Raw genomic sequence first — 26,368 nt, 5'->3', positions numbered from 1 at the left:
ATAAAGCCCCCCTTTAGGGGTGGAGGGATGTATATGAAATTTCTATTCATCATTCAAGGCGAAGGACGTGGCCATTTGACTCAAGCCATTGCTCTTTCAGAAATGCTTCAAAGTAAGCAACACCAAGTTGTAGGAGCTTTAGTAGGCAGTGCTGATGGAAAAACCGCTCCTCCATTTTTTGTTGATAATTTCGCAAATAAAATTATCTCTTTCAAAAGCCCTTGCTTGGTTTATTGCAAAAAAACTAAAGCATTAGATATTCGTAAAACATTATCCAATAGCATTTTAGGAATCAATAAGTATTTTAAAAGTCTTCAAAAAATACAAGACACGATCCAACATCTACAACCCGATGTAATCATTAATTTTTATGATGTTTTAGGTGGAATACATCAGTTTGTATTCCGTCCCAAAGTGCCTATGGTTTGTGTTGCTCACCAATATTTACTACTTCACCAAGACTTCGAGCATCCCAAAAACCATTGGCTCGATAAGCTTTTAGTAAACACAAATACTCGTATTACTGCTTTAGGAGCAGCAAAAAAAATAGCTCTGTCGTTTACTCCTTTTTCTAACGACAAAAAAAGAGGTGTTTTTGTTGCTCCTCCCCTACTTCGCTCCGAAATCCATCAACTTGAAACAACAAATGATGATTATATATTGGCCTATGTCACACAAGCTTCGCTTGCCGATGAACTCATCAACTGGCATAGTAAAAATTCAAGAGTAAAAGTTCATTGTTTTTGGGATAAACCACAAAATACAGAAGTTTATAAATATTCAAGAAACCTTCATTTTCATCGAATCAATGCTCAAAAATTCTTAGAAATGATGCAAAACTGTAAAGGTTTAGCCACTTCTGCTGGTTTTGAGTCAGTTTGTGAAGCGATGTATTTGGGAAAACCCACCTTGATGATTCCTGTACCGAAGCACTACGAACAAGCCTGCAATGCCCTTGATGCAAAACGTGCAGGTGCGGGCATTACAGGAACAAAATTCGATTTGAGTAGTTTTATCAATTATTTACCTCATTATCAAGACATTAGTCAAGATTTTCAGACTTGGCATAGCCGTAGTTCGTTTATATTTTTGCGTGAAATTGAGGTTTTATTTGAGAGAAAAGAAAATATTTCGGCAGATGCCTTTGGAACATTTGCCGTTAATTAGCGATCATTTCATCGCTGATTTTACTTCTTTTCCTATTTCTTTTCCATTTTGGAAGTCATATCCTAAAAACTTTGCTGCTGTTTTAGCAATTTGATTTTGGAACAATTGTCCTTCTGTTTTAACTTCTCCTAAAGCTGGTGTATCAGGTCCAATCACTGCCATCCAAATTTGATAACAATCCGAAACTCTCTGACCGTGGCTTGTCCATTGCTTCTTGATTTTATCACCTCTGCCGTGGTCGGTTACGAGTATAAAAGTTGTTTTATCTTTATACTTTGGATGATTTTGACAAAAATTCCATAAATCTGATACATTTTTATCAAAATTATTGGCTGCAAAAAGGTATTCACGGTATTTGGCTTCATGAGCAAATTCATCGGTTTCATCAAATGATAAAAACATGACATTAGGTGTATTTTTCTTGATATACTCTTTTGCTAAATGATACGTTACGAAATCAAATCTATCGCTCGCTAAACTTGGGTATTGACTTTGAATATCATTCAATAATTCCTCTTTTTCACTGAGTTTTCCATTGACTGTTTCTACACCAGCATTGACAGGAACGCCACTTCTACTTTCATTGATGATATAAGGAAAAACGTCCCAAGTACCAAAGGCCGCAACTTTGCCTTTCAATTTTGGCTGATTGTTTAAAAACTCCAAAACCGTTGTATTTTCATTCTGAATTTTATTATTTGAATTGATTTTATCATCGGCATAACCCGACAAAACCTCATTATAGCCTGGATACGAAAACCAGTATGGGTTCAAGACATTTACTTTATTTCCTGCCCAACGGTTACCGTAAAGTTGACCTTGTTTGGCTATGGTATTCCAGAAAAAAGGCAACAATTTTTCTCGGCGTTCGGTAGCTGTTTTTGCCCAAAACTTTTTTACAGTTCGAGCAGAATCTGGGGTAAATTCTTTACTGAAAATCAAAGTCGAATCTGCTCCGCCATATACTTCTTGCCAACGAAAACCGTCGGTCATAATAATGAACACGTTTTCGGTCTTATTTTGAGCAAAAATTATTTGACTTGAAAAAAGTAAAATAAATACTGTTTTAGAAAAAGATTTCATTGGTACGTTTTTTAGGTTGATGAGTTAAATATTGTTCACAAATATTCATAAAATATGTCAAATCAGGAAGTTTCTGCCCTTCTACTTTTGCTGCTTCATCCCATCTTCTCATTTTTATGATTGTTTCGAAATATGGATTTTGTTCAAATTCATTTGCTTCTTGAGCTGACATTTTCCCGCCTTGAAATTCCAAAGTTTTTTTGCTTGCTTCTGAAAGATTATCGTAATAAGTTTCATTCACAAAACATAAATAACGCTTCGCATTGACATGGTTTTCAACTAAAACGGCTATTTTTTCAGAAAAACCTCTTAATCTTAACCAGTCAGCAGCCACTCCTTCATGGTTTTTTCTGCCATATACTTCCATCAATTCTTCTGTGGAATTGGCAGGCAATAAGTGTCCAATATCATGCAGAAAAGCAGCGATTTGCACTTCATAGTCAAAACCTTGTTTCTGAGCCAAAAGAGCAGCTTGAGCGGCGTGTTCATACTGGCTTATATTTTCTCCGTAATATTCAGCATCTCCTTGACTTTCAAAAAGTTGCCTAATTTCTGAAACTATATTTTCTATCATTTTTTATATTTAATTAAAGAAAAGCGGAGCTAAAATTAACTCCGCTTTTGGGGAAACTAAATCTATGATGAAACAAAAAACTACTTTAATAACCAAATGGAATCATTGATGTCGTCTTTTCCACCAAATTGACTATCAATTGCTGCTTTATAATTGGTTGCATTCGTTGTACGCTCCGATAAAGGATACTGCCAACGAACGGCGATTCTATTTGAATTACCATTTCCTACACCTGAATAAAATTTAGGAAAACCAGTTCTTCTCCAGTTGAAAAAGGCTTCCATGCCAGAGTTCATAAAGAATGCTACATATTTTTGCGTCAAAATTTGCTCTTGACCTTTTGACGTTTTTCCTGCGTACTTTACACTTGCTTGATTATAGTAAGTATCAAAATTATAATCAATATTAAAAGTTGCTAAATCAGCAGCTTCACGACCACCAGTTTTTGAGTAAGTCATAGTATTTGAGCCATTTTTGACACCATAGAAATCCATTGATGCTTGGATACCTTTTTTGTACCAACTTTCGGCATCTCCAGTTGCCCAACCTAAATGATATGCCTCTGCAATATTGAAACACATTTCTGGATAACCTGTAATAAATGTAGTTTCGGCAGTATAGTTACGGTAATAACGATAACGATTTTGAAATGAATATACACCTGGAGCAAACCCTGCACCATTGCTACGTCCTGCTTTATCACTCATATCTGTCAAATCTTCAGCCGATGAAGCACCAACATAAGCACTATAATCAGAAGGTTTTTTACCCGCTTTCAATTCTGCACCTGCCGGCTCACAAGTAATCATTACACGTGGGTCATTCATCAATGACAATGGTTCCACATAAGCCTTTGCCATATTTTGGCGAGTAGCATCAAAACCAAAGTTATCTGGGTTTGAAGGATATTTGTTAAAGGTATTATAAGTAAATTGTAAACTTTCAGACAAGCTACCCAACAATGGAAATTTAGTTGGATTCGACATCATTTCTGCAAAACGTGTTTTAACATTCAAATCTGCATCGGTATCCTTTTTGCTCAAAGCAATTAAGATTCTCAATTTATAAGCATTCACAGCTTTTTGCCATTTACGTATATCTCCACCGTAATAAAAATCACCTGCAACTGAATTCTCTCCCTTAGTAATCAATGCAGCCATGTCGGTATTGGCATCGTCGAGCCACTTCAACACTTGGATGAAAACTGCTTTTTGGGAATCATATTTTGGAGTGATATTTTCGATTCCTTTCAACGCTTCGGTCATTGGCAAATCACCCATACGGATAGTCATTTCATAGTAGAAAAATGCACGGAAAAATTTCCCCAAAGCACTATAACCATTTACATCGGCCAATCCACCACGTTTAGCTTCTTCCTCCATTTTAATTACATTTTTAAGTGTATTATAATGGTTTGTGCCTGATGTCCAGGTGTATTCGTTGGTGGCATAATAATTATAATTTGAGCAATAAAATTGATTCCAACGCATTTCAGCACTGAATGGACGACCTGTATTATTGGCCATATCAGATTCTACGCCTTGAAGTACCAATGAAGCAGGTACATTTACTGGACGATTCGGGTCTTTTTCGAGTTCTTCGAAAGATTTTTCGCAGCTGCTCAAAGTCAGAGCCGCTACTGCGAAAATGGAAGTGAATATTTTATTTATTTTCATTTTTTTGAGTCTTTTAGCCAACCCTCCCAATAGGGAGGGCTAAAGAAGGATTTTTTTAATTATTCCACCCCCCTTTCCACGGTCGGGTCGAACTCGCCGATGCGGAAATGGTTGGAGATAAGGGTTTTAGAATGTAAAATTCAAATTAACACCATATCTGCGGGTTGATGGTGTTTGTAAACCTGAGCCACCATCACCAATGTATTGATTTAGATCGATGTCTTTTTTCTCAGCAAAGTATAATAAGTTTCTTCCTACTACTGAGATTGAAGCGTTTCTAATTTTACTTCCAAACCATTTTTCTGGAAGAGTATAGCCAAGTACAACTTCACGCAACATTCCAAACGAACGGCTCATCAAGTTGCCTTCATCAGAGTTGTAATAACGACTTACCCAGTCTTGTACAAATTGTTTTGTGGTGTTTGGAGTGTATTGTAATTCAGCATAATTAGTTATATTTCCATTAGCATCATACTTAATCGCTACGCCATTTGACACTTGTACGCCTTCGCCTACGTAAGCTTTTACACCTAAATAATCCTGGTAACGAGCTACACCCATTTCGCCTTCAATTGTACCAATATGGCGACCACCACGATAAGTTTGTTTCTGAACATAGTTAGAAATCACACCACCGATACGTCCGTCAAACTGAAAACTAAGATTGATATTTTTATAGTTAAATTTATTATTGATACCAAACACAAACTTAGGGTTTATATAGCCTAAAAATTGACTGACTGGGTTATAAATCGGACGTCCAGAAGCATCATTAATTATCTGACCATCAGGTGTTTTTGCAAATGCTCGACCATAAAATTTATCTAATCTATCACCTACTTTTAGGAATGTATTTAAGCTATTTACACCTGGATAAATTTCTGTCAAAACTTCTTTAAATGTTGAATAGTTTGCTACCACATCCCAATTAAAACCACCTGCATTTTTGATTGGTGAGCCAGTAATGGCTAATTCCCAACCCGTTTTTTGAGTTTTAATACCATTAACCAACGCAGAAGTGTAACCTGTTGCAGATGAAATTGGTAAAGAGAATATTTTCGGTCCTTCGTCAGAAATAAAATAAGTAAGGTCAAAACCAAGACGATTTTTCAAAACTTTGAAATCAAGACCAATTTCGGTCTGTGAAGTAGAACTTGGTTGTAAGTTTGGATTATTCAAAGCACCCGTAAAATAGCCAGCAGGTTGATTATTATAAGCAAATGGCGTTGAATAAACGGCTGAATTTGAATAAGCTGGGCCATCATAAGGCGAATAATATTGGTCACCATAACCAAGCGGATTACCGTCACCTGTTAATGCAGGTGTTGTTCCGATAGTTGAGCGAGTCAAACCATCTTTCACATTGGCATACGAAGCTCGAATTTTCAAGAAAGATATAAACTCTGGAACAGTAACATAATCAGAAATAACTGTCGAAAGTGCTACAGATGGGTAGAAGAAAGTATTATTGCCTGAAGGTAAAGTTGAAAGTTTATCTACACGGCCTGTTGTAGCAAGTGTCAAGAAATTTTTATAAGAAAAGTCAGCCGAATAATATGCAGAATTGACACGCATGGCCGAAGCAAAATTGGCAGTACGTACAGGATTTGATGAGTTATTGAAATTATATAGCCCTGGTACGTTCAAATAATCAGTTGAGCCATATTGTGAATTATACTCAAAAGTACGTATATTTCCACCAGCCCATATTTTAGTATTAAAACCGCTAAATAAGTCTTTGTCAAATTTTATCAAAACATCGGTATTATTCTCGAATAGATTACGGCGGTCTTCACGGTAATCACCACGACGTTCATCACGACCATAAGCACCTGCCGAATATGGCATTTTTTCACTACGGAATAAGTTCCAAGTAGTGATTTGCGATCGTACAGATGCTTCTAAATAATCAGTCAATTTATAAGTCAAAGCTGCTTGACCAATGATATCAGACTTTTGATGTCCACGCAACCACTCATAACTCATAAAATATGGGTTGTTGTAACGTTGGTACTCAGCATAAATTTGTTGGATGCCTTCTTTTCCTGGCTGCCAATAATTACGCATATCATCCACATTCCAGTCAGCACCAGCCCAAAGAGTCATGTTATAAATGATTGAATTTGGCCCATAATTTACATCAGGAATATTTGGCGTATATTGACGATTATACTGCAAATTTGATTCAAAAGAGAGCTTTTTTGAGAATTTATAGTCAGAAGACAAATTGAAATTGGTGATATTCAATTTAGTATTTGGTACAATTCCACGTTGCGAAGTTTGAGAGGTCGAAAAACGCAAATTATATTTATCACCTGATGACGCAACCGAAATATTATTTGTTGATAAAATACCTGTTTGTAAAAAACGCTCTAAATTATCTTTTCCACGGGCAACCCAAGGCGTACCCGTTCTCACACCCGTTACAGGGTCGATTGGGCTATCGTATTGCGGAATTGCTTGACCTTCAAATTTTGGTCCCCAACCACCATCATAGTCTCCATCATTTAATCCACCACCTTTACCATCAACGAAAGCATAACGACCGTGGTCACCTGGGCCATATTCATCTTGCACTTTTGGAATAGCATAGAAACCTCTATCGAACATTGTTGATGAATTTACATCTACCGAAAATCCACGCTTATCTTTTGTACCACGCTTGGTTGTAATCAAGATTGCTCCATTTTTACCACGAAAACCATATAAAGCTGATGCAGAAGCACCTTTTAAAACAGAATACGTTTCGATGTCATCAGGACTAATATTCCACGTATCAGAATTAATCGGCACCCCATCAACTACATAGAGAATCTCACTATTTCCACGCAATGAAATATTAGGTTTTCTTAACATTTCTTGTTGAATACCTACGGTCAAACCAGCCACTTTACCTGCTAAAGCATTAATAGCATTTGGTTCACGAGCTTTGATTGTTGAAGCTCCATCAACCGATTGGATAGCAACACCTATGCGGCGTGCATCTTTTTTAATACCCAATGCTGTTACTACCACTTCGCTCAATGTTTTCGTATCCTCTTGGAAACTTACATTAATAACCGATTGGTTTCCAACTGTTTTTTCTTGTGTTACAAAACCAATTGCTGAAAACACTAATACAGAACGACTTGAAACACTACTCAATTTGTAGTTTCCACTGGCATCAGAATTAGTTCCTTGATTAGAACCTTTCACAAGCACACTTACCCCAGGAATTGGGTCTCCGTTAGGAGCAGAAATTTTACCACTGACATTTTGATTTTGAGCATTGGCAGAAACTATCGCCAACATACAAAACAAAATTCTAAGAAAACCAGAAAATTTGGTTCTAAGGAGAGATTTGTTCATAAAAGATGATTAAATTATTTGGGTTTATTTTGTTGCCTTCGGTGAAAAAATATCATGTTGAAGACATAAAATTTGTTGGTGCAAAGGTGCGGAACCTGTGTAACCTGAATATCAAGCAAGTTTTAAGCAATTGTGAAGAAATCAGGGGATTTGTTAGATTTTTGTTAAGAATTTATATGATAATATTAGCTTAACGATTTGTTTATATTTAGATAAAATCAAACTAATTTTAAAGGCTTTACTTTGTCAAATAATACAAAACTTGATTAAAAATGTTGCCAATAAAATTAGTTGTTTTCGACATGGCAGGAACAACCGTCCAAGATAAAAAGGAGGTTGAAACATGCTTTGCACGTGCATGTGCTCAAACTGGTTTAGTCGTTTCAGAAGAAAGGATTTTGGCTTTACAAGGTTATTCTAAAATTGAAGTTTTTAGACTTCTTTGGGAAGAAAAAATTGGACAAAGCCATCCAGAATACGATGAAAATGTAATCTATTCTTATGACTATTTCCGTATGATTTTAGAAGATCACTATCGTTCGAACGATGTGTTTCCAACTGAAGGGTGTTTGGAAATATTTGATTTTTTGCGTAGAAATAACATAAAAATAGCTCTAACTACTGGTTTTTACAGAAAAGTAAGCAATATTATTCTTGAAAAACTGGGCTGGCTCCATGGTTTAGAATACAACTATGTAAATACTTCAGGTAAATCAATTATTGATGTTTCTATTGCCAGCGATGAGGTTCAGAAAGGTCGCCCTGAGCCATATATGATTCAAAAAGCAATGAAATTAATGGGCATCGCTGACCCTTATGAAGTAATCAATATAGGTGATACTCCGACCGATTTAAAATCTGGTGTACGTGCGGGATGTCGTCTGTCATTGGGTGTGACAAATGGTACTCACTCAATTGAACAATTAAAATTCTTACGTAATGATGGCCTAATTAGTTCATTGAAAGAATTAAAGCCTATAATCGAAAATATTAGTGTTTTAAAAGAAGCTTAAATGAGAAATTTTGATGTTATTATCGTGGGTGGGGGTATCATGGGAGCATTTCATGCTTTTCATGCTGCCAAACTTGGCAAAAGTGTACTTATCTTAGAAAAAGACAATTTTCCAGTAAGTTCAACCGTGCGAAATTTTGGTCAAGCAGTTCCTTCTGGTTCTTCGGGCAGATGGTTTGATTTTGGCCGAAGAAGCTTGGAAATTTATCAAGATATTCAGCAAAAATTCGACATTTCAGTACGCAGAAACGGCACACTTTATGTAGCTTCTGATGACACAGAATGGACTTTAGTAAATGAACTTCATGCCATTCACCAAAGTCGAAATTATCCTTGTGTTCTTCTTTCAAAAAGACAATGTTTAGAACAATACCCCGAACTAAAAAGTGATTATATTGTAGGAGGGATTTATTATCCCAGCGAAGTAAGTGTAGAACCTAACCTACTCATTTACAGAATATTAGATTATTTACAAGAACAGTTTAAAGTTTCTTACAAACCTAATACTGCGGTTATTGATTGTCAAGAAATTAATGGAAAAACTGAAATTACAACAGCAAATAAAGAAAAGTATTCGGCTGAGAAAATTATCATTTGTAGTGGCTATGTTTTTAACTTACTTTTTCCACAAATCTACGCTCAAAGTGGATTAATTGTTAGTAAGTTGCAAATGTTGCAAACCGTTCCAATGAAAAATATTTCGCTCAAAGGGAATATTCTTACTGGTCTTTCTATTCGTCGATATGAATCTTTTGAAGAATGTCCTTCTTATAAAAATAGTACAATACCAGAACACTATAATGAATTAAAAAAGTGGGGTATTCATATACTTTTCAAACAAGCTATTGATGGCTCAATCATTATTGGCGACTCACACGAATACGCTTCTGTAGGAAAAACTGATGAATTAGGTTTTGAGACTAAAGACTATATTAATCATTTAATGTTGAAAGAAGCTCAACGCATTGTCAATTTCCCTGTCAATCAAATTGCCCGTACTTGGGCTGGCTTCTATGCACAACATCCTGACGAGATTTTTGAATATAATGTATCTCCCAATATCCATATTTTCACTGGAATTGGCGGCAAAGGTATGACAACCAGTGCAGGTTATGCCGAACAAAATATTCAACGGATATATTCATGATGGTAAAATTGCCAAAACCATGCAATCATCGCAACTGTAGAGACGCAACGAATTGCGTCTCTACATGGCGAATAAATAATTGTTTATAATTCGTTTTTATCCAATTGGATTAAATTCGGTTTCGTGCATAGAAGATATAATCCAGCAAAATTTTCTTTTTAGAAATTTGTTTGAAAAATAGAATAATTGAAGAATTAATAGAATAAAACAAAAGAAAGAAATGGCGTAACTGAATGTCATCAAGATATGTAAAAAAGACAATTTCTTCAAGAAAAATTCACGGTAAAGCAATAATAATACACTCCCAAGATACCCTACTGAATCACAGATATAAACCAAGAAGCCCACGTTCCCACGAGCTTTAAAGAGAGCAATTAATCGCTCGAAAACAACCGTCTGAATCAATAAATAAGGCAAAAAAAGTCCGATTCCCAAACTCAACATCCAGATTTTAGCACTTATCAGCTGTTGCTCGAAAGCCCAAGTGCTACCACCACAAAGCATTATAGCCACAAGCATCATACTTGAAAAAGTAAGGTATGATTGAAAGTTATCTTTGATAAGTGCATTAACAGCTATCAAACTTACAACTACTAATCCAATGATAGTTTCAATCTGTGAGAAAATACCTTTGCTGAATTGCGGATCAATTTCTCGCCATACTTCAATCGCAAAGTTATCTCGAAAATCACGCATAGTAGCTAAAAGCAAATAAACACCTATAAAACATAAAAGCCCAAGTCCAAAATCTTTGACTATCAATGATTTATCTTGTTTTGTCATAGCCACACGTTGACTCCTTAGACTTAAATCCTCAGCATTGGGTGGTGGAATTTGAGCCAACATCCAAACAAAAAATAAGAAAAATGGAAAAAAAACAAGTCCAATTGTATAAGGTAAATGGAATTCTGAAATATGAAAAGTTTCTTGAAGAAATAAATAGATAGTCTTCAAAACACCAGAAGTCATGACCAAATTTAAACTCAAACCGAGAGCCAAAAACTCGGTTAATTTTCTTCCCTCCAAAAAACTAAAAATCACTCCCCAGACCATTCCTAATGGCAGACCATTCAAAAACAAAAAAACAAAGTTATATGGAAACGGAACAAATCCAAAGGCTAAAAGAGCGATTTCAGCAAACGCTATCAAGCTGATAATCAACCAAATACGTTTTTTATTCTTTAGCTCGGCTATCACTTTTATACCAATTATTTTGGAAAGCATATATCCAAAAACCTGAGCAATAATTAATATGGTTTTATAGCCAACACCCCAAAGTTCGTAGCTTTCGTATAAACCAGTAGTAAATGGTTTTCTGAAAGCATACATACAAAAATATGTACCAAAAGCAGCAATAACACACCAAATAACAAGCAAAACTTCCGATTTTTTGAGCAATTTCTTCACAGGCTTTATGAGTTTAATTATGCCCAAAGTTCGTGAAGTAATATAAACTCAGAATTATGCAATTGTTATGATTGGATTAGGTTTTAAGTGTAAAAGTAGTGGATAATTAGTTTTTCTATTTCCATTTAATGACCTTACCTTTGTCGAGTTAAATTTTTTATAAAAAATAATCCATTACAGATGTCGAATTGGTATCAAGGCAAGATTCGCTACCAAAAGGTAGATGAAAAAGATAGAACAATCAAAATCACCGAAGTTTATTTAGTAGATGCTGTTTCGTACACCGACGCCGAGGCTCGTGTTTATGAAACTGTTGCTTCAAATACCCCTGATTTTCAGTTATTCGGACTTTCAAGAATGAAACTTAGTGAAGTGTTTTTTGTTGAAGGTGGTTCCGAAACATGGTATAAAGTAAAAGTAAATTTCATTAGTTTCGACGAAAAAACTCAAAAAGAAAAACGTACGCCTTTCAATATGCTTATCAATGCTGAAAACCCTTTGGAAGCGTATAATTTATTATCAGAAAGACTCGGAACAGTAGAAGATTATCAAATCACTGACATCAATATTACCAATATTTTGGAGGTAATTCCTTACGAAAAACCAGAAGAAAAAATATTAAAAAGTGGTAATTTTAGGCCATTAGCTGAGGTTTTGGCGAATGTTGAGTAGTTTTAGATTTTCTTAAATTGTTCAGTTTTAGAAGGGTACAAGCTGGAAATTTGTGCTACAATTTAAAGAAAAGTCAGAGGCAAGGCCTCTGACTTTTCTGATTTTTAACACCAATATGAATCAATTGAACTACCGAAGTAGTTGATTCAAGTCTCAGCCATAAGCTGATAATCTTTTTGTTTGTACAAATATTTTTAAATCAGTCCATTGACTACCTCCAACAGACGACTGTAAAATCTTTATTTCTTGACTTCTGTTGACTGTTGACTTTCGACCGTTGAATGTCTCCCTACCCATTCGTTTATTTTTTTATCGTAAACCAGTGTTGAATCTGGCCATTCGATGTAATGTTTCATTCCTAAATATTTATCCAAATTGCCCGTTTTAATCAACTCTTTGAATAAAAATGTGCCTCTTTCTTTCACTAATGCTTCTTCTAAATGAGGCGTATTTACTACTTCTTCAAAATCCGTAGGCATCAATGAGCCTTGTTTTAATCTGAATTTTCCTACAACTCCACGACGGTATTTGAGTGTATTCCCTACGGGGCGAATCAAGAAAAAATAATGTGTGCTATCGGGAGTAATGTAATAGTTTTCGAGCGAAAACTTGGGAATACTTTGTACGTAATATTTTCTAAATTGTGCTTGGAATTTTGTAGTGCTATTTGCGTAAGGTGGCTTTACATAAATATATGTAATCATATTTGCCAACAACGTATCTCGTTCACTTTCGTTGAAATAGTTTGATATTTTATTAGAATTACCTTGGCAAGAAAAGACAAGCAATGGAATTAGTAAAAGAAAGGCTCTTTTTTTCATATTGGTGTAAGGTAGTTTTGTTGTATTTTTTGAAAGTAAACTCTCCGAAAATCTCAAACCTTCGGAGAGTTTACTATTTGTAAAGTAGAGTGAGTAAGTATTTTCTACTCCGTAACTTATTAATTACTTCAAATACTGAATAGACTGTGGGTTAAATTCTGCCCAAGTTTTTGTCCAATCTGTATCTTTGAATGCACCTACGAAATCAGTTTTATCAAAAAACGCTGGCAAAGTAGCTGGCAATGATGCTCCGATTAGAGATTCGGCGGTACCAGTAGTCAATGTGAAAGTTGGTGTCCCTGTTCCCCATAAAGTTGAACTTAGACCAGTTTTGCTTGTGTTTGCCAAGATTTTATTTCCTTTTAAAGCAACAAACCATTCTGACGGCTTTTGTGTACCAATTAAAATTGGTGTTAAGGCAGCATTTTGTTCAACATCCGATACTGCAAAACCTTTAGGATTTGTAGCAAAACCTTGTCCCCAACCATTTGTTCCCCAGCCATCTACACCTGCCAAAACAACATTTTGTAAATCAATGTCACCTTTTTCTGCATTCGTTTTCGCACTTCCTCTTTGGCTATCAATATATACACCATTTGGATAGCCGGTGATGAATGTATTATAGATTTTCAATTTATTATTTCTTCTCAATTGAGCACCATTTTGGAACTGGATATTGATAGAAGTTTCTGCTTTACCTTTAGCACCAATGATTGATACATTGGCCCAAATTGCAGAAGTAAAAGGTGTATTTGATGAACCATTGGCATCATTATCAACCTCAAAACCATTTGAACCCGATTGGTCAGCTTGTGTAGTTCCACGAATACCAACTGCATATTGTACATACCCACTGTAACCATTATCATTATCAAAATCATCATCTAAGCCACGATAAGCGATTAAGTGCTTACAGTTTACTGTTCCACCAAAAAACTCAAATGAATCATCTAAACCATAAGAAGCTTGTACGTAGTCAACAGTTGTACCGCTACCTACCGAACCAAACGTAAATGAATTTACCTCTTGATTTGGGTTAATCGGAATACCAGCATATTCAACACGAACATATTTCAAAGAACCTGAATTATCAGCAGCATCTGAACCACCGTGGAATGCACCATAACCACCTTCCAATTCACGGTTCGCTTTGTCGTCAGGCAAGTTGTTTGGAGCTTTTCCACAAATTACTAAACCACCCCAGTCACCAGCCTCTTTCTCACCTGGATTTCTTTCTGAAGTCATTACAATTGGCTTCTCAACTGTACCGTTAGCAATGATTTTGCTACCACGTTGTACAATCAAAGTACCCTTAGTAGCACGGTCACCAATAATACGTGTACCGGGTTCGATAGTCAAAACACCAGTTTTAGTAATTGTTCCAAAAACATCCTCTTGACCAACACGTACAAAACCAACTAATTTGTAGATTTTATCAGCAGTCCAAGTAACATTTCCTTCCAAATTACCTTTTACTTCAACAACAGGAGTTGGTGGAACAGCAGTAACTGTCACAGGAATGGTTGTTAAACTTGAAGATTGATTACTATTATCTAATACTTGAATCGTAAAATTTACGATTGTCCCAGCAGCTAATGTTTCAACAGTATATTCTTTTGTATAAGTTGCAGAAGTTTCACCAGCATAAGCTTTTGAATCAAAAGCAGCACCATTTTTCAAAACAGTTACAGTTTTGATACCACCTGGAGCAGATATAGTTGCTGTAAGTGTTACTTTTGCACCAGGAACTCCTGAAAGTGCTGTACCAGCAGAAACTGTTGGAGCAGGAACTACTTCATCTTCTTTTTTACAAGCCGTGAAAATCAACGCCATAGAAAGCATTACCATCAAAGCTTTTGTAATTTTTGTTTGCATTAATTTCATTGTTTTTTTGCGATTCGTCGCCACGATTTGATTTATGAATTTGGAGCTTTATTGGGTATTATTTCTTAAAAGTATAGGCTATACCTAATGAATAAACTCTACCAGACCTGTAAGACTGAATGATTTGGTCTTGGTTGATGTCAAAAACCTTATCTTGATTACCATCTTGTAATACCAGATTTCTTGCATTAAGAAGGTCAGTAACTCCCCCTTTGAGTAGTAAATTTTTACCAATTCCTTTCGAGAAAGTAATATCAACCACATTTCTTGGCATTTCGTACCAATCAGGATATTGGAAACCATAGTTATTACCTACTGCATAAATACGCTTACCAATGACATTGTATAATACATTGATTTGCAATTGCTTTTTTGTATCATTATAGCTTAAACCACCATTAATCACATAAGGAGATTGTCCTTGTAAGGGACGATTATCAGACTGGTTAGCTGCAATAGAACTATTCAATTTTACACGGCTATAAATAAAGGCTGCATTGAAAGTAACACTTAGTTTACTCAAAAATGGAGCACTTGTCAGACTTTCTAACGATTTACGAGCTTCTAATTCGATACCTGTACTATAGGCACTTTGGGCATTTTCAAAGCTCAAGTTAGGATTTGCACCGCTGGCAAAAACCACTTCAATTGGATTAGTAAATTTCTTGTAAAAAGCAGCAATACTTAATACTTCTGCAGGCGTTGGGTAAAACTCATAACGGAAATCTACATTTTGAACTTGTGCATTTTTCAAGTTTGGATTTCCAGTAATATTTCGATTATTTACAAAATCATAGAAAGAAAATGGTGCAATTTCACGGAACTCAGGGCGATTCAAGGTCTGACCATAGGCCATACGAAGCAATGATTTTTCTGAGAAATTATAAGTGATATTTGCCGATGGCAATGCGTTAGTTTTTGAATTGTTATAATTAATTGGATTTTTGATTAAATCATAACTATCCAACTTCTGTGTATTTTGTTCAACTCGAACACCTACAATTGCATTCAATTTTTTAGTCAAAGAATAATTTCCTGAAACATAAAAAGCCATTAAGTTATTTTTTGCTGTATAGGAATCATTCGGGTTAGTTTGTTCATCAATTTTTACTCCCGTAGTATTATTGATATTACCTGGAGCAAAGATTTGTTCGATTGGTAAGCTACCAATATTGAAATTAGCACTACTCGCTTGTACATAACCTAAGTTACGAGCATCAAATTGTCTGTTTTTGATTTCGTAATAAGCACCTGCTTTCAATTCTAATTCTTTGTTATCTTCTTTTTGGGCAGCTTTTTTAAGAGTTATTTTTTGAACAAGATTTACACCACCAGTAATGGCACTTTCTGTCATTTGGATATTGGTTCTTCCCAAGTTGAATGTTTGTGCCGAACCTTGCGGTACAAATAAAACTGGTACAGTACCATCTAAATTATACTTAAAACGCTTATAATCAGGCTGATTACGATAGGAATTATTATAACCAACAACCCAATCTACAGTTGTTTTATCTTTAACTAATGTATGTTTTCCTATTAATTGACCTGAATAAATACCACGATAAACTTGATCAAATGAGCGGATATTCCATTTATTACCACTGTCAAAACCTGTACGATTGACAAACTGACCATTACTCATTTGGTTATACAAATTCTTGAACTCAATCGTGTTGTTATCATTCAATCTAAATGCCCAGTTATGCAATGCTCCTAAGCGAACTGCATGCGTATATTGTTTGTCATCAAAATTGAAAACTTCACCAGCCTCTCCATTTTTCTTGATTTGGCTAAACTCGTAATCATTGCGTTGCATAGCAAAATTTGTGTAGCTATTACTATAATTGATAGCTGAGAAATTACCAATTTTAATACCGCCTCTTTGAAGTTTGAAACCACCTGTAAGCGACACACGTGCATCTGGCATAGCCTTGGATTGTAAAGGAGTCCAGTTATTTTTTAATGATTGTCCGATTTGAGCTAAACGGTCAGCACCAGCATTGATAATGTCTAATTTTGTAGCAGGAAAATATTTTGGCAAATCGCTATAACCGTCATTGAAACCTGTCCAATAGTTAGCACCATGTTGTGGCTCAAAAAAATCTTTACTTGTAGTTCCTTCACGGAATGAACCACCTAAATCAACCGTCAAGAAGTTTTGATCAGGAATACTTTTGGTAAAAATCTTTACTACACCGCCCGAAAACTCACCTGATAATTCAGCCGCAGGGCTTTTGAAAACTAAAATTCGGTCGATTTGATTGCTCGGAATGATATCGAATGAAAACGAACGAACATCTGTTTCCATACTTGGCGTAAATACGTTATTCAACATTACTGTATTATAACGCTCATTTAAACCTCTGATATTGATGAAGCGATTTCCGAAGATAGTTACCCCTGGTACTCTTTTTACTACTTCAGCAGCATTTCTATCGAGTGTTTTACCAATTTGAGCTGAAGAAATACCACTCACAACCATTTGTGAAGCTTTGATTTCAGAAATCACCGAAACCTCCGTTCCAGTAATTCTATTCGCAACTACCTTTACTTCTTGCAAAACCACTTTATCTTCTTGAAGAGTCGTATTTATTTCTACAATTTTATCGGCCTCTACTACTACTTCTATTTCCTTTTGCTTGTACGAAACATAAGAAATGATAATTTTTTTCTTGCCTACCGGAACTTTTGAAATAGAAAAGAATCCATTTATGTCAGTAGCAGCACCCATCGTTGTCCCATCTACTTTTACAGTCGCACCTATAATATCCTCGTTGTTTATAGCATCTTTGATTGTTCCACGTACTACCCCAGTTTGAGCAAAAGAAATAATGGAGCCGATTGTCAATAATAGCGTAAGAGTAAATTTTAATTTGGAGTTCATAACTGATATTGGTGTATTTTGATTTCGACCACAAAGGTCGCAAGCCAATATTAACTTAGTGTTAAGCTAATGTTACGAGTTGATTATTATTAAAATGAGGTCATGAGCTGACAAGGGATGTTAGTTTTTAAAATATTTAAAAAACTACATTTTTTATCAGTTTAATTCAAAAACTATCCATATTACTAATCAAGTATTGCTTAATAATCCAACACTTTGGCTAAATTTTGAGGTTTTCTATAAGAATAGTGCAAATTTTAAAATAACTTTGAGGTAAAATAGTTTATACGCTATTTTTTAAAATACTGTTTCTATGGAAATCATACACGAAAAAAATCTCGGAACAAAGCAAAAGGCTTTGCGTATTAATCTTAACAAACAGATTTATGGTTGTTTTGCCGAAATTGGTGCAGGGCAAGACGTTGCTGCCAATTTTTTTAAAGCAGGTGGAGCATCCAATACAATTGCTAAAACCATGTCGGCTTATGACATGACGTTTTCGGATGCCATTTATGGTGTCATGGAAAATGGTCGCTATGTATGCGAGCCACGTCTGATGAGTATGCTCGACCATGAATATGGCTTATTAATTGAACGTTTGAACGAAAAACGTGGCGATAACTCTACCTTTTTTGCTTTTTCTGATACAGTTGCGGCACTCAACTATCATAAGAATAACGATGCTCATGGTTGGATGGGTGTCAGATTTCAGCTTACGCCTCATGGTGATTTCAATGATATTATTATCCACGTAAAAATGTTGGATAATGATAGTATTCTCCAACAACAAGCACTTGGGACTTTGGGGGTAAACCTTATGTATGGTTGTTATTTTTACAACCAAGACCCCGAGGTTTTATTATTATCGCTAATGGATGACCTTTCAAAAGACCGAATCCAGATTGATATGATTCGTTTTGAAGGGCCTGATTTTAAGCACGTTGATAATCGCTTGATGAGTTTACATTTAGTAAAATATGGTTTTTCAGACATTGCTTTGTTTGGTGCTGATGGCAAAAACTTACAACCTTCGGAAGTACTATTCCGCAAACACGCTTTGGTGCTTCGTGGGCGATTCCGTCCTTTAGTAAACGTACACCTTGATATGCTTGCCAATGGTCGTAAACAGTTCATGCGAGAACCTGACGTTGACAAAGATAAAGTAGTAGTACTTTCAGAAATAACATTACAAGGACTCAAACAGGCCGACGCTGAAATTGATGAAAAAGACTTTTTAGATAGGGTCGATATTCTTTGTGCAATGGGCCAAATGGTGATGATTTCAAATTACCAAGAATACTATAAATTAGTGGCTTATCTTTCAAAATTGACTAAATTGAAAATGGGTCTAATTATTGGCTATCCAAACTTGGAATACATTTTTGAAGAAAAACATTACAAAGATTTAGCTGGTGGAATCTTAGAATCATTTGCTACACTTTTCAGCAGAAATCTTAAACTTTTTGTCTATCCAACTTACCAAAACAATAATATCATGAACTGCATGAGGTTTAATCCACCCATGCAACTCATTGATCTCTATCGCTACTTGATTGCTAACAATAAAATTGAAGACATTCATCATTATAACGAAGCAAATCTAAGTATAAATATCAATAAAACACTTGAACTAATTAAACAAGGCGAAGAAGGTTGGGAAGAAAACATACCTGAAGAGGTAATAAAAATGATCAAAGACCGTTGTCTATTTGGTTTTCCATGCGTGGTAGTACCTGACTTAAATGAGTCAGCTAAAAATATCAAAATCGAAGAGGTAACAAATACAACAAGTGAAGTATAATAACATACTTTACTTTTCTATTTGTAAAAAAGCATCAACAAAATGAATATCAAATTACTGATTACCAATATATTAACTTTATTTTCTTTTTATACTTTTGCCCAAGAAACACCCAAGATTATACTGCCTGCTGGCAAAGAATGGAGCCAACTTAAAGAAGGGACTGAAGTATCATTTGAGCTAAAAGTAGAAGGAAAAAACTGCGAAAAATTCCGATTTACAATTCCACAAGGAAAAATTGATGGCATGGCTTTCGATTCGCTCGGACGCTTTACTTGGACTCCTGGCTATAACTTAGTCGATCGACTTGATTCTTATAAATTTCATCAAGTAATTTTTGAAGCTAAATGTGATTCTACTAATGAAAGTATTTCTTCAAAAGTCGAATTCCGCATTCAGCATGTCAATCGTAGCCCAAAGGTCAGAGATTTGAAGCCTTTTTATGTACAATACAACACCAATAATGTTTATAAAATTGACCGTGATTTTGTTTATGATGAAGACAACGACCCAATCGTAGTTATACCATCATTCGAGACAATGCCAGAAGGCATGAAAATGACCTCGCAAGGTGAAATTTCATGGTCTCCTTCATTGACTCAATTTAAGAAATTGAAAGAAAAGACGATTGATGGAAACTTCATGTACTTGGAGTTTTATGTAGAAGACCAACCTGCTAAAACTCAAACCAAAGGTCGTTTAAAAATCGAAGTAACTCAGATAGATTTACCGCCCGAAATCGTGGTTGTTCCACGTGATAATGTCTTCAAAATCAAAGAAAATCAAACTGTCAACATTCGTTTTTATTTATCCGACCCAAATGGCGATGACGACATTCAAGACTTTGATTTTTTAACTGATAATCAGCATGTTAGTAAAAGTAATTTGATAAAAAACACTTCAAATCAATACGAATTTACGTGGCACCCGACCTATGATTTTGTAAAAGACCCGCTCGATTCGCTTGGTTTTAACATTGATTTTTTTGTATTAGATAAAACAAAAAAACGTGATGTAAAAACCATTAGATTTGTCGTAAAAAATGCTATCAATGAAGCTGAAACTGACCTTAAATTGTATAATCTTTATAGGGGAACTCTTTTAAGAGGCTGGGAATTATTGGAGCAAATGAAACAGAAAGAAGATGAACTAAAAAAGGCCTATACACAAGCAAAAAAAGGCAAAAAAAATCGTTCTGTTTTGAATGCTTCTTTGGGTGCAACCACGAGTTTATCATCGGTTTTTGTACCTAAAACTAAACCTGACCAACAACGTTTGATTTCAACATTGGGTGGCACTACTGTACTAACCATTGGAACACTCGAAGCAACCGAGGTCATCGGTCGCTCTATGAAAGACATCATCGACCGTCTCAATTATATCATCGAAAAAAAGAACGAACTTCAAAGCAAAGGAGATATTTTTGCCCGAGATTATGCTTTAAAGTCTTCTCGTCGTGGCCCCGAATTTGTACGAAAAGTAGATGACTTTATGAACGCCATGAGCCTTAAAGGATTAGTTGTACTTGATTTGGATGCCGCTTGGGAGCCAAAAAACAAACCGACTGATGCCAATATCAAGAAGGTTTTTAAAGATTTTAATGCCGAGTAAAAGATTGCTAACGATTGTTGCTGCAAGTGTGCATTTTACTTCACACTTGCAGCAATAGTTTTTTAGTGTTCACTAAAAAACTTCAACATTGTATTTAACGCACTTCCCGAATGCATTCGTTCGCCATTTTCAAGCGATTCTTGGGCCATAAGTGCTGCTCTTTTTCTCATATTTATTTCATAAGAAGAGATGGCTTCTTGTAATGAATTGTGTTTTTCGGAGGTTAAACATTCACTCAATTCAAGAGCATCAAGCATGGCCATATTTACACCCTCTCCTGCAAAAGGTGGCATCACATGAGCTGCATCACCAAGCATAGTCAAGTTAGACATACTTTCCCAAGTTTGATTTAGTGGCATACAATAAATGGGTCGTGGGATAAAAGGAGTGGCGGAATTTTCGAATAATTCGTTCCAAATATGACTCCATTCAGCATATTCCTTTTCAAACCATTCTAATAATTGTGTTTTATCAAAAAAATCTAATCCACTATTAGCTGCCCATTTTTCTTCTGTTTTAAAACTTATATAAAAACCAATTTCACCATTCGCTTTTTGACCCATCAATATATTTTTCGAATTTCCGAAAGCCATTATTTTTCCACCATTAAGTAGTTTTGAAATTTTTGGAGTTGATTTTTCGGCATTAAAAATATTACCTTCGAGCATTGTTATGCCTGAATAGAAAGGTTTGATGTCAGTAATGTAAGGTCGAATTTTTGAGTTTGCACCATCTGCCGCAATGACAATATCGGCGTAAGCATTTATTCCATTTTTAAAATGTAACAGCCAACCTTCATTTTGCTTTTCCATTGACATAAAATAACTATCCCATACAACAGTCTCGGCTTTTAATGATTCCAAAAGTATTTTTCTTAATACTCCACGGTCTATTTCAGGACGAAAATGTTCATTCCCAAAGTTTTCAATAGCTTTACTTTCATGGTCACTGAAAAAAACATCAGCACTTTCGTTTACGATAACCATTCTATCTGCCCCTTGAAGATAATTCTTTTTAAACTCATCTAATAAATTTGCTTGGCGTAAAGCAGCCAAACCAGACTCTTCGTGCAAATCAAGAGGTGAGCCCTGCACTCGAGCATCTTTATTAATATCTCTTTCAAACACTTTTACGTTTGCCCCTTTAAGTTGTAAAAGTCGAGCTAAAGTCAGCCCTCCAGGGCCTCCACCAATGATGGCGATTTGTTTATTTTCTAACAACATAATTTTTAATTTTATGTTGCAAAATTATTCCTCATTATACACTAAGAATTGTAAAAATCGGTCGTTTTTATTTTTGAATAATTCTTTGGGCGAAACACCCGAAAGCTTTTTTATTTCTTTGATGAAATGAGATTGGTCGGTAAAGTTGAGTTGAGGAAAAAGTTTTCCTTTTTTGATATGTGGTAGAGAGGCTTGAAAACGAAGAATATTGCAATAAATTTTTAATGAAAGGCCAAATTGTTGGTTGAAATAACGATTGATTTGACGCTCACTCCAACAGGCTTTTTCGGAGATTTCTTTTATAGAAACCTCCCCATTTTTCGCAAGAATCAATTCAAATACTTTGCGTTTTCGTTCATCAATCTCTTTTGGAATGAGGTATTGAATTTTTCGAGAAGCCTTATCGCAAAACGCATCAAAATTGTCTAAATCTTCAATAGTAAAGCCCCAAAAATCATTTTTTAGTTCTTTTCCAATATTCAATATATCAGCAATAGGTTGTTGAAAAATATATTCTACTGCCAGAGGATTGAAACTTATTGCAAAGAAGTTTGATACATCAGACTTTGCCAGCTTAGCTTTGGTTTCAATGCCCATCAGCAAAACATGAAGTTCATTATCTAAAGTTTTAGAAAAGAGCAAATCAATTTTCCCGTTAGGGATAATAACTGCATTGTTTATGTTTGTCAAATTTTGTAAAGATGAAAAACAATAAACATAATCAGCGAGTGATTTGTCTGGTTTTACGAGTTTGTAATTCAAGGTATTTTCCATTGTCATTCCATTGTCTGTGTCCTCACAGACGGCGATTTCACATCCTCATCAAAGCCACATAAGTTTCGATACCGTTCCAAATATTTTGGATTCTAATATTCTCATTTTCAGCGTGTTGATTGTTGTCATGATTGGCAATCGGAACGGTGATAGTTGGTGTTGCCAAATATTTTTCAAATAAAAATAGTGGTAAGCTTCCGCCTAAACTTGGCATTAAAACTATTTCTTCGTTGGTACTTGATTGGACTGCTTTTATCACATTCTGAGCAATTGGCAAATCCATTTTTGTGCGTTGGGCATTATAACCTTTTTGAGCTTGCACACGAGCAATGAGCGGGTATTTCATGCGTTCTTCGTCAGTAATACTTTCATTTTGCGTCACATAATAGCCTTGTGATTTGATGTGTTCAATTACTTTTTGGGTTTGTCGTTGAGCATCGTTTCCTAAAACCAAACGTAAATCTAAAGCAGCCGTTGCCGAAATCGGAATCACATTTGCGGCCATTTTACCTACATTAGCACTCGAAATACCATTAATATTAAGTGATGGTAAATTAATCAATTCGACCAAAGATTTGCCACCACCCTCTGGACGCATAAAACCCAATTCATTTTTCATTTGTTCATCAACCGAAGGTACTTTTGAAATGGCTTTTTTCTCGGTTTCAGTAAATGGAATCACATCATCATAAAAACCTTTAATCAAAACTCTTCCATTGTCATCTTTCATCGAAGCCAAAAGTTTGACCAAAAGCATCGCAGGATTAGGAGCCCAATTGCCGTAATGACCGCTGTGTAGCGGTCGCTTTGAAGCATATACTTTTACTTCCATATTTACATCGCCACGCACGCCAAAAACCACTTGTTTTTTACCCGATTGATGCACAGGGCCATCACAGATTATCCAAAGGTCAGATTTGAGTTTGTCTTTGTGTTTTTCTAAAATTTCCGACAAATGCGTTGACCCAGCTTCTTCCTCTCCTTCAAAGAAAAACTTGATATTTACCGATGGTGAAATACCTAATTTTGTCAAAACCTCATAAGCAGTCAAAATAGAAAACACACCAGCTTTATCATCAGAAGCACTTCGTCCATAAATCCGCCATTCGGGATTAATTTTTTCATCAGCTTTCGGAGCGGGAATAATCTTTCCTCCTTTTTCAAGCGAAGCATCCAAAAATACCGATTTGAAAGGCTCAATTCCCTCAGCCCATTGATTTGGATTGACTGGCTGACCATCATAATGGGCATAAAAAATAATGGTTTTGGTTGCATTTGGCACATTTACTTCACCAAAAACTGCTGGTGGTACACCTTTTGTTTTTCCATCCAGCATTTGTGTTTTTATACCTCTTGCTTCCATCATTTTTACAATATAAGCGGCAGTTTTCTGAATACCCACTGTATCATAAACAATGTTAGGAATGGAAAGTAAACCCATGAACTCTCCAAGAAGAGCATGTTCGTTGGCTTTACGGTAATTTCTGGCTTGCTCAATCAATGGACTTTGAGCAAAAGAAATATTTGTTAGCAATAATAAGGGTAGAATATAATTTTTCATAAAGTTTGATTTGAACAGATTTGAATGCTTTTTTTACAGAATGTCACTCCATAGAAACCTTTTCCCAACCTAATTCACGGTATTTTTTAAGTAAATATAAAGCTAAAATTAACTGAAAAATAGCAAAAACAAGTATAACATAAGATACTTTCATCAGAAAAAAGTGTATAAATCCAATCATACCCGTAGCAATCATATAAAGCATCGTACGTAAAAAAGTACCTCCAGAATTATTTCTAACTTCGGTCGAAAAAGGTAATTTATTATCTCTGCTGGAAATAGCATTGAGTAATGCAATATTGATAACTGTCAATGCTCCAAAGAAAATATCGTCTATGATATCTCCTCCCCAAATAATCGGTAAAATAATAGATAATAGTAATATAATTGGTAACATAAACTTTACCATGACCGACCGAAATGCCCCGCTAAGCACCTCACCAGGATGCGTGAGTGGGGCAATTGTAAAAATCCAAGAAGCTTTAAATTCCTCTGATTGTGAAATCTGAAGTCGAATTGTCAATAAAATAGAAAAACAGAGGTAAATCATCATTACCAATAACCAAGAAGATTCTCTGAGGTTTTCGATTTGTTGGCTAAAGCTACCTTCGCTTTTGCCTGCACCAATCATGAAAATTGGATAAATGAGCAAATATGCCAATGATGGATAAACTCGCAACTTGAATTTTCGATCACGACTTGTTAGTTTCCAAACAAATTCAAAAGCTCCATGTTCTATTGGTGTTCCTGTAAAAATTTGAGCCAATCGTCCTACAAATCCGTTTGATTTTACTTGGTTTGGCACTCTTTCTTCTCTTTTGGCAACGTCCATTCCTGCAATCTTTTGACCAAAACTCTCTGATAAAACATTATTTACCAAGAAAAACACCATAAAAGGAACCGTCAAAGTCAGGAAAATAAAAAGAAATTTTGAACCATCGAATTGATGGTTAATGGCAACATTCATACTATTTCCCATCCAAATTGGTGGTATAAGATAATGCCACCACATTGCTTTCAGTTCTAAACTACTTTGTAATGCTTCAAAATTTACCAAACGACCAACGATTCGATAGCCGCCCATAAAAATAAAAGTCAAAATGATTTGAAATGAATTAATGATATTTCGTAGTTTTTCTTCGCTCGTAAATTTCATCAAAACCAAATAGAAAATATTGGTCAAGAAAACAATCAATATTAACAACAACAAGCTGATTATCAAGAAAATAAATCCAACAAAAACACCATATTTTATAATCGTAGCCACCAAAACTGGCAAAGAAAGTGCAAACATCATTGAAAGCAAGTACATCAGAATATGCGTGATACGGGCAATCAAGAGTGTACGGTCATCAATGGGGCGAGGCAGTAACACCGCATTATCATTTGAATCGAGAATTACAGATGAAAAGTCAGTGATGAGAGTCATTGCCAACATAAACATTACGTAGGCAAACGCCATCGAATAAACGGCAGTAACACTTGCAGAAATATAAACAAAGAAGCCAAAAATACTTGATAGGAAAGCATAAAGAAGCAATGTCCAGTAAAAAGAAGCATTAGATTCTTGCTGCTTCTTGTTCATTTGATTAAATCTCGTACGGCGATTATCCATTTTTAGTTTTACTTCAACAATCGCTGCGAGTTGGTCGAAGTTGACACCTAATCGAATAAATAATGGGCGTAAGATAAAAAGTATTTTTATGTAAAATGTGGTCATTTT

At 35.4% G+C, this 26,368-nt stretch carries 18 protein-coding genes; 6 read left to right on the top strand and 12 right to left on the bottom strand.

Annotated elements, in window-relative coordinates:
- The first annotated feature begins 33 nt into the window (after positions 1-33).
- Positions 34-1,167, top strand: coding sequence for a glycosyltransferase family protein (locus ACQUQZ_RS03865; protein ID WP_435353432.1), 1,134 nt, complete (start codon positions 34-36; stop codon positions 1,165-1,167).
- Positions 1,168-1,170: 3 nt separating this feature from the next.
- On the opposite strand, the gene ACQUQZ_RS03860 is transcribed toward ACQUQZ_RS03865, so the two are convergent.
- From ACQUQZ_RS03860 to ACQUQZ_RS03845, 4 genes are all read right to left on the bottom strand, one after another.
- On the bottom strand, positions 1,171-2,250 hold the full coding sequence (locus ACQUQZ_RS03860) for an alkaline phosphatase family protein (protein ID WP_435353431.1): 1,080 nt from the start codon (positions 2,248-2,250) through the stop codon (positions 1,171-1,173).
- Positions 2,234-2,824, bottom strand: a complete 591-nt coding sequence (locus ACQUQZ_RS03855) for a phosphonate degradation HD-domain oxygenase (RefSeq protein ID WP_435353430.1) — start codon at positions 2,822-2,824, stop codon at positions 2,234-2,236. Before ACQUQZ_RS03855 ends, ACQUQZ_RS03860 begins: the two co-directional genes overlap by 17 nt.
- An 80-nt stretch (positions 2,825-2,904) precedes the next feature.
- The gene (locus ACQUQZ_RS03850) at positions 2,905-4,500 is read right to left on the bottom strand and encodes a SusD/RagB family nutrient-binding outer membrane lipoprotein (protein WP_435353429.1); all 1,596 of its coding nucleotides are present in this window, start codon (positions 4,498-4,500) and stop codon (positions 2,905-2,907) included.
- Positions 4,501-4,626: 126 nt separating this feature from the next.
- The gene (locus ACQUQZ_RS03845; RefSeq protein ID WP_435353428.1) at positions 4,627-7,848 is read right to left on the bottom strand and encodes a SusC/RagA family TonB-linked outer membrane protein; all 3,222 of its coding nucleotides are present in this window, start codon (positions 7,846-7,848) and stop codon (positions 4,627-4,629) included.
- Between the two features lie 272 nt (positions 7,849-8,120).
- On the opposite strand from ACQUQZ_RS03845, the gene ACQUQZ_RS03840 reads away from it, so the two are divergent.
- Both ACQUQZ_RS03840 and ACQUQZ_RS03835 read left to right on the top strand, forming a co-directional pair.
- Positions 8,121-8,861 carry an HAD family hydrolase gene (locus ACQUQZ_RS03840; protein ID WP_435353427.1) on the top strand — a complete coding sequence of 247 codons (741 nt, stop codon included), beginning with the start codon at positions 8,121-8,123 and terminating at the stop codon, positions 8,859-8,861.
- Positions 8,862-10,007: a TIGR03364 family FAD-dependent oxidoreductase gene (locus tag ACQUQZ_RS03835; protein ID WP_435353426.1), complete on the top strand. Its 1,146-nt coding sequence runs from the start codon at positions 8,862-8,864 to the stop codon at positions 10,005-10,007. It begins immediately after the preceding gene.
- Positions 10,008-10,103: 96 nt separating this feature from the next.
- Here the strand turns inward: ACQUQZ_RS03835 and ACQUQZ_RS03830 are convergent, their stop codons facing one another.
- Positions 10,104-11,414 carry a DUF5690 family protein gene (locus tag ACQUQZ_RS03830; RefSeq protein ID WP_435353425.1) on the bottom strand — a complete coding sequence of 437 codons (1,311 nt, stop codon included), beginning with the start codon at positions 11,412-11,414 and terminating at the stop codon, positions 10,104-10,106.
- A gap of 180 nt (positions 11,415-11,594) precedes the next feature.
- Here ACQUQZ_RS03830 and ACQUQZ_RS03825 point away from each other — a divergent pair, with 180 nt between their 5' ends.
- Positions 11,595-12,086, top strand: a complete 492-nt coding sequence (locus ACQUQZ_RS03825; RefSeq protein ID WP_435353424.1) for a DUF4494 domain-containing protein — start codon at positions 11,595-11,597, stop codon at positions 12,084-12,086.
- Between the two features lie 239 nt (positions 12,087-12,325).
- Here ACQUQZ_RS03825 and ACQUQZ_RS03820 read toward each other — a convergent pair whose 3' ends face one another.
- From ACQUQZ_RS03820 to ACQUQZ_RS03810, 3 genes are all read right to left on the bottom strand, one after another.
- Positions 12,326-12,907: a hypothetical protein gene (locus ACQUQZ_RS03820; RefSeq protein WP_435353423.1), complete on the bottom strand. Its 582-nt coding sequence runs from the start codon at positions 12,905-12,907 to the stop codon at positions 12,326-12,328.
- Between the two features lie 123 nt (positions 12,908-13,030).
- Entirely contained in the window at positions 13,031-14,782 is a 1,752-nt protein-coding gene (locus ACQUQZ_RS03815) for an Ig-like domain repeat protein (RefSeq protein WP_435353422.1), read from the bottom strand.
- A 67-nt stretch (positions 14,783-14,849) separates the two neighbouring features.
- A complete protein-coding gene (locus ACQUQZ_RS03810) occupies positions 14,850-17,675 on the bottom strand; it encodes a TonB-dependent receptor domain-containing protein (RefSeq protein ID WP_435353421.1) in 2,826 nt (941 codons plus the stop codon).
- A 313-nt stretch (positions 17,676-17,988) separates the two neighbouring features.
- Between ACQUQZ_RS03810 and ACQUQZ_RS03805 the strand changes: the two genes are divergently transcribed.
- Entirely contained in the window at positions 17,989-19,476 is a 1,488-nt protein-coding gene (locus ACQUQZ_RS03805) for a TonB-dependent receptor (protein WP_435353420.1), read from the top strand.
- A gap of 42 nt (positions 19,477-19,518) precedes the next feature.
- Complete coding sequence (locus tag ACQUQZ_RS03800; RefSeq protein ID WP_435353419.1) at positions 19,519-21,087, top strand: hypothetical protein; 1,569 nt, start codon at positions 19,519-19,521, stop codon at positions 21,085-21,087.
- Between the two features lie 62 nt (positions 21,088-21,149).
- Here the strand turns inward: ACQUQZ_RS03800 and ACQUQZ_RS03795 are convergent, their stop codons facing one another.
- From ACQUQZ_RS03795 to ACQUQZ_RS03780, 4 genes are read right to left on the bottom strand one after another with little or no spacing between them, the layout of a single operon-like run.
- On the bottom strand, positions 21,150-22,310 hold the full coding sequence (locus tag ACQUQZ_RS03795; RefSeq protein WP_435353418.1) for an FAD-dependent oxidoreductase: 1,161 nt from the start codon (positions 22,308-22,310) through the stop codon (positions 21,150-21,152).
- Between the two features lie 24 nt (positions 22,311-22,334).
- Positions 22,335-23,084 carry a DUF6597 domain-containing transcriptional factor gene (locus tag ACQUQZ_RS03790; RefSeq protein ID WP_435353417.1) on the bottom strand — a complete coding sequence of 250 codons (750 nt, stop codon included), beginning with the start codon at positions 23,082-23,084 and terminating at the stop codon, positions 22,335-22,337.
- Between the two features lie 37 nt (positions 23,085-23,121).
- Positions 23,122-24,645: a M20/M25/M40 family metallo-hydrolase gene (locus tag ACQUQZ_RS03785; RefSeq protein ID WP_435353416.1), complete on the bottom strand. Its 1,524-nt coding sequence runs from the start codon at positions 24,643-24,645 to the stop codon at positions 23,122-23,124.
- Positions 24,646-24,688: 43 nt separating this feature from the next.
- Positions 24,689-26,365, bottom strand: coding sequence for a hypothetical protein (locus ACQUQZ_RS03780; protein WP_435353415.1), 1,677 nt, complete (start codon positions 26,363-26,365; stop codon positions 24,689-24,691).
- Positions 26,366-26,368 lie beyond the last annotated feature (3 nt).

Origin of the sequence: Emticicia sp. SJ17W-69, from assembly GCF_051209875.1 — a bacterium.
GTDB lineage: Bacteria > Bacteroidota > Bacteroidia > Cytophagales > Spirosomataceae > Emticicia.
The sequence above is the reverse complement of the archived record's forward strand: the minus strand, read 5'-3'. Positions and strand labels throughout refer to the sequence as shown.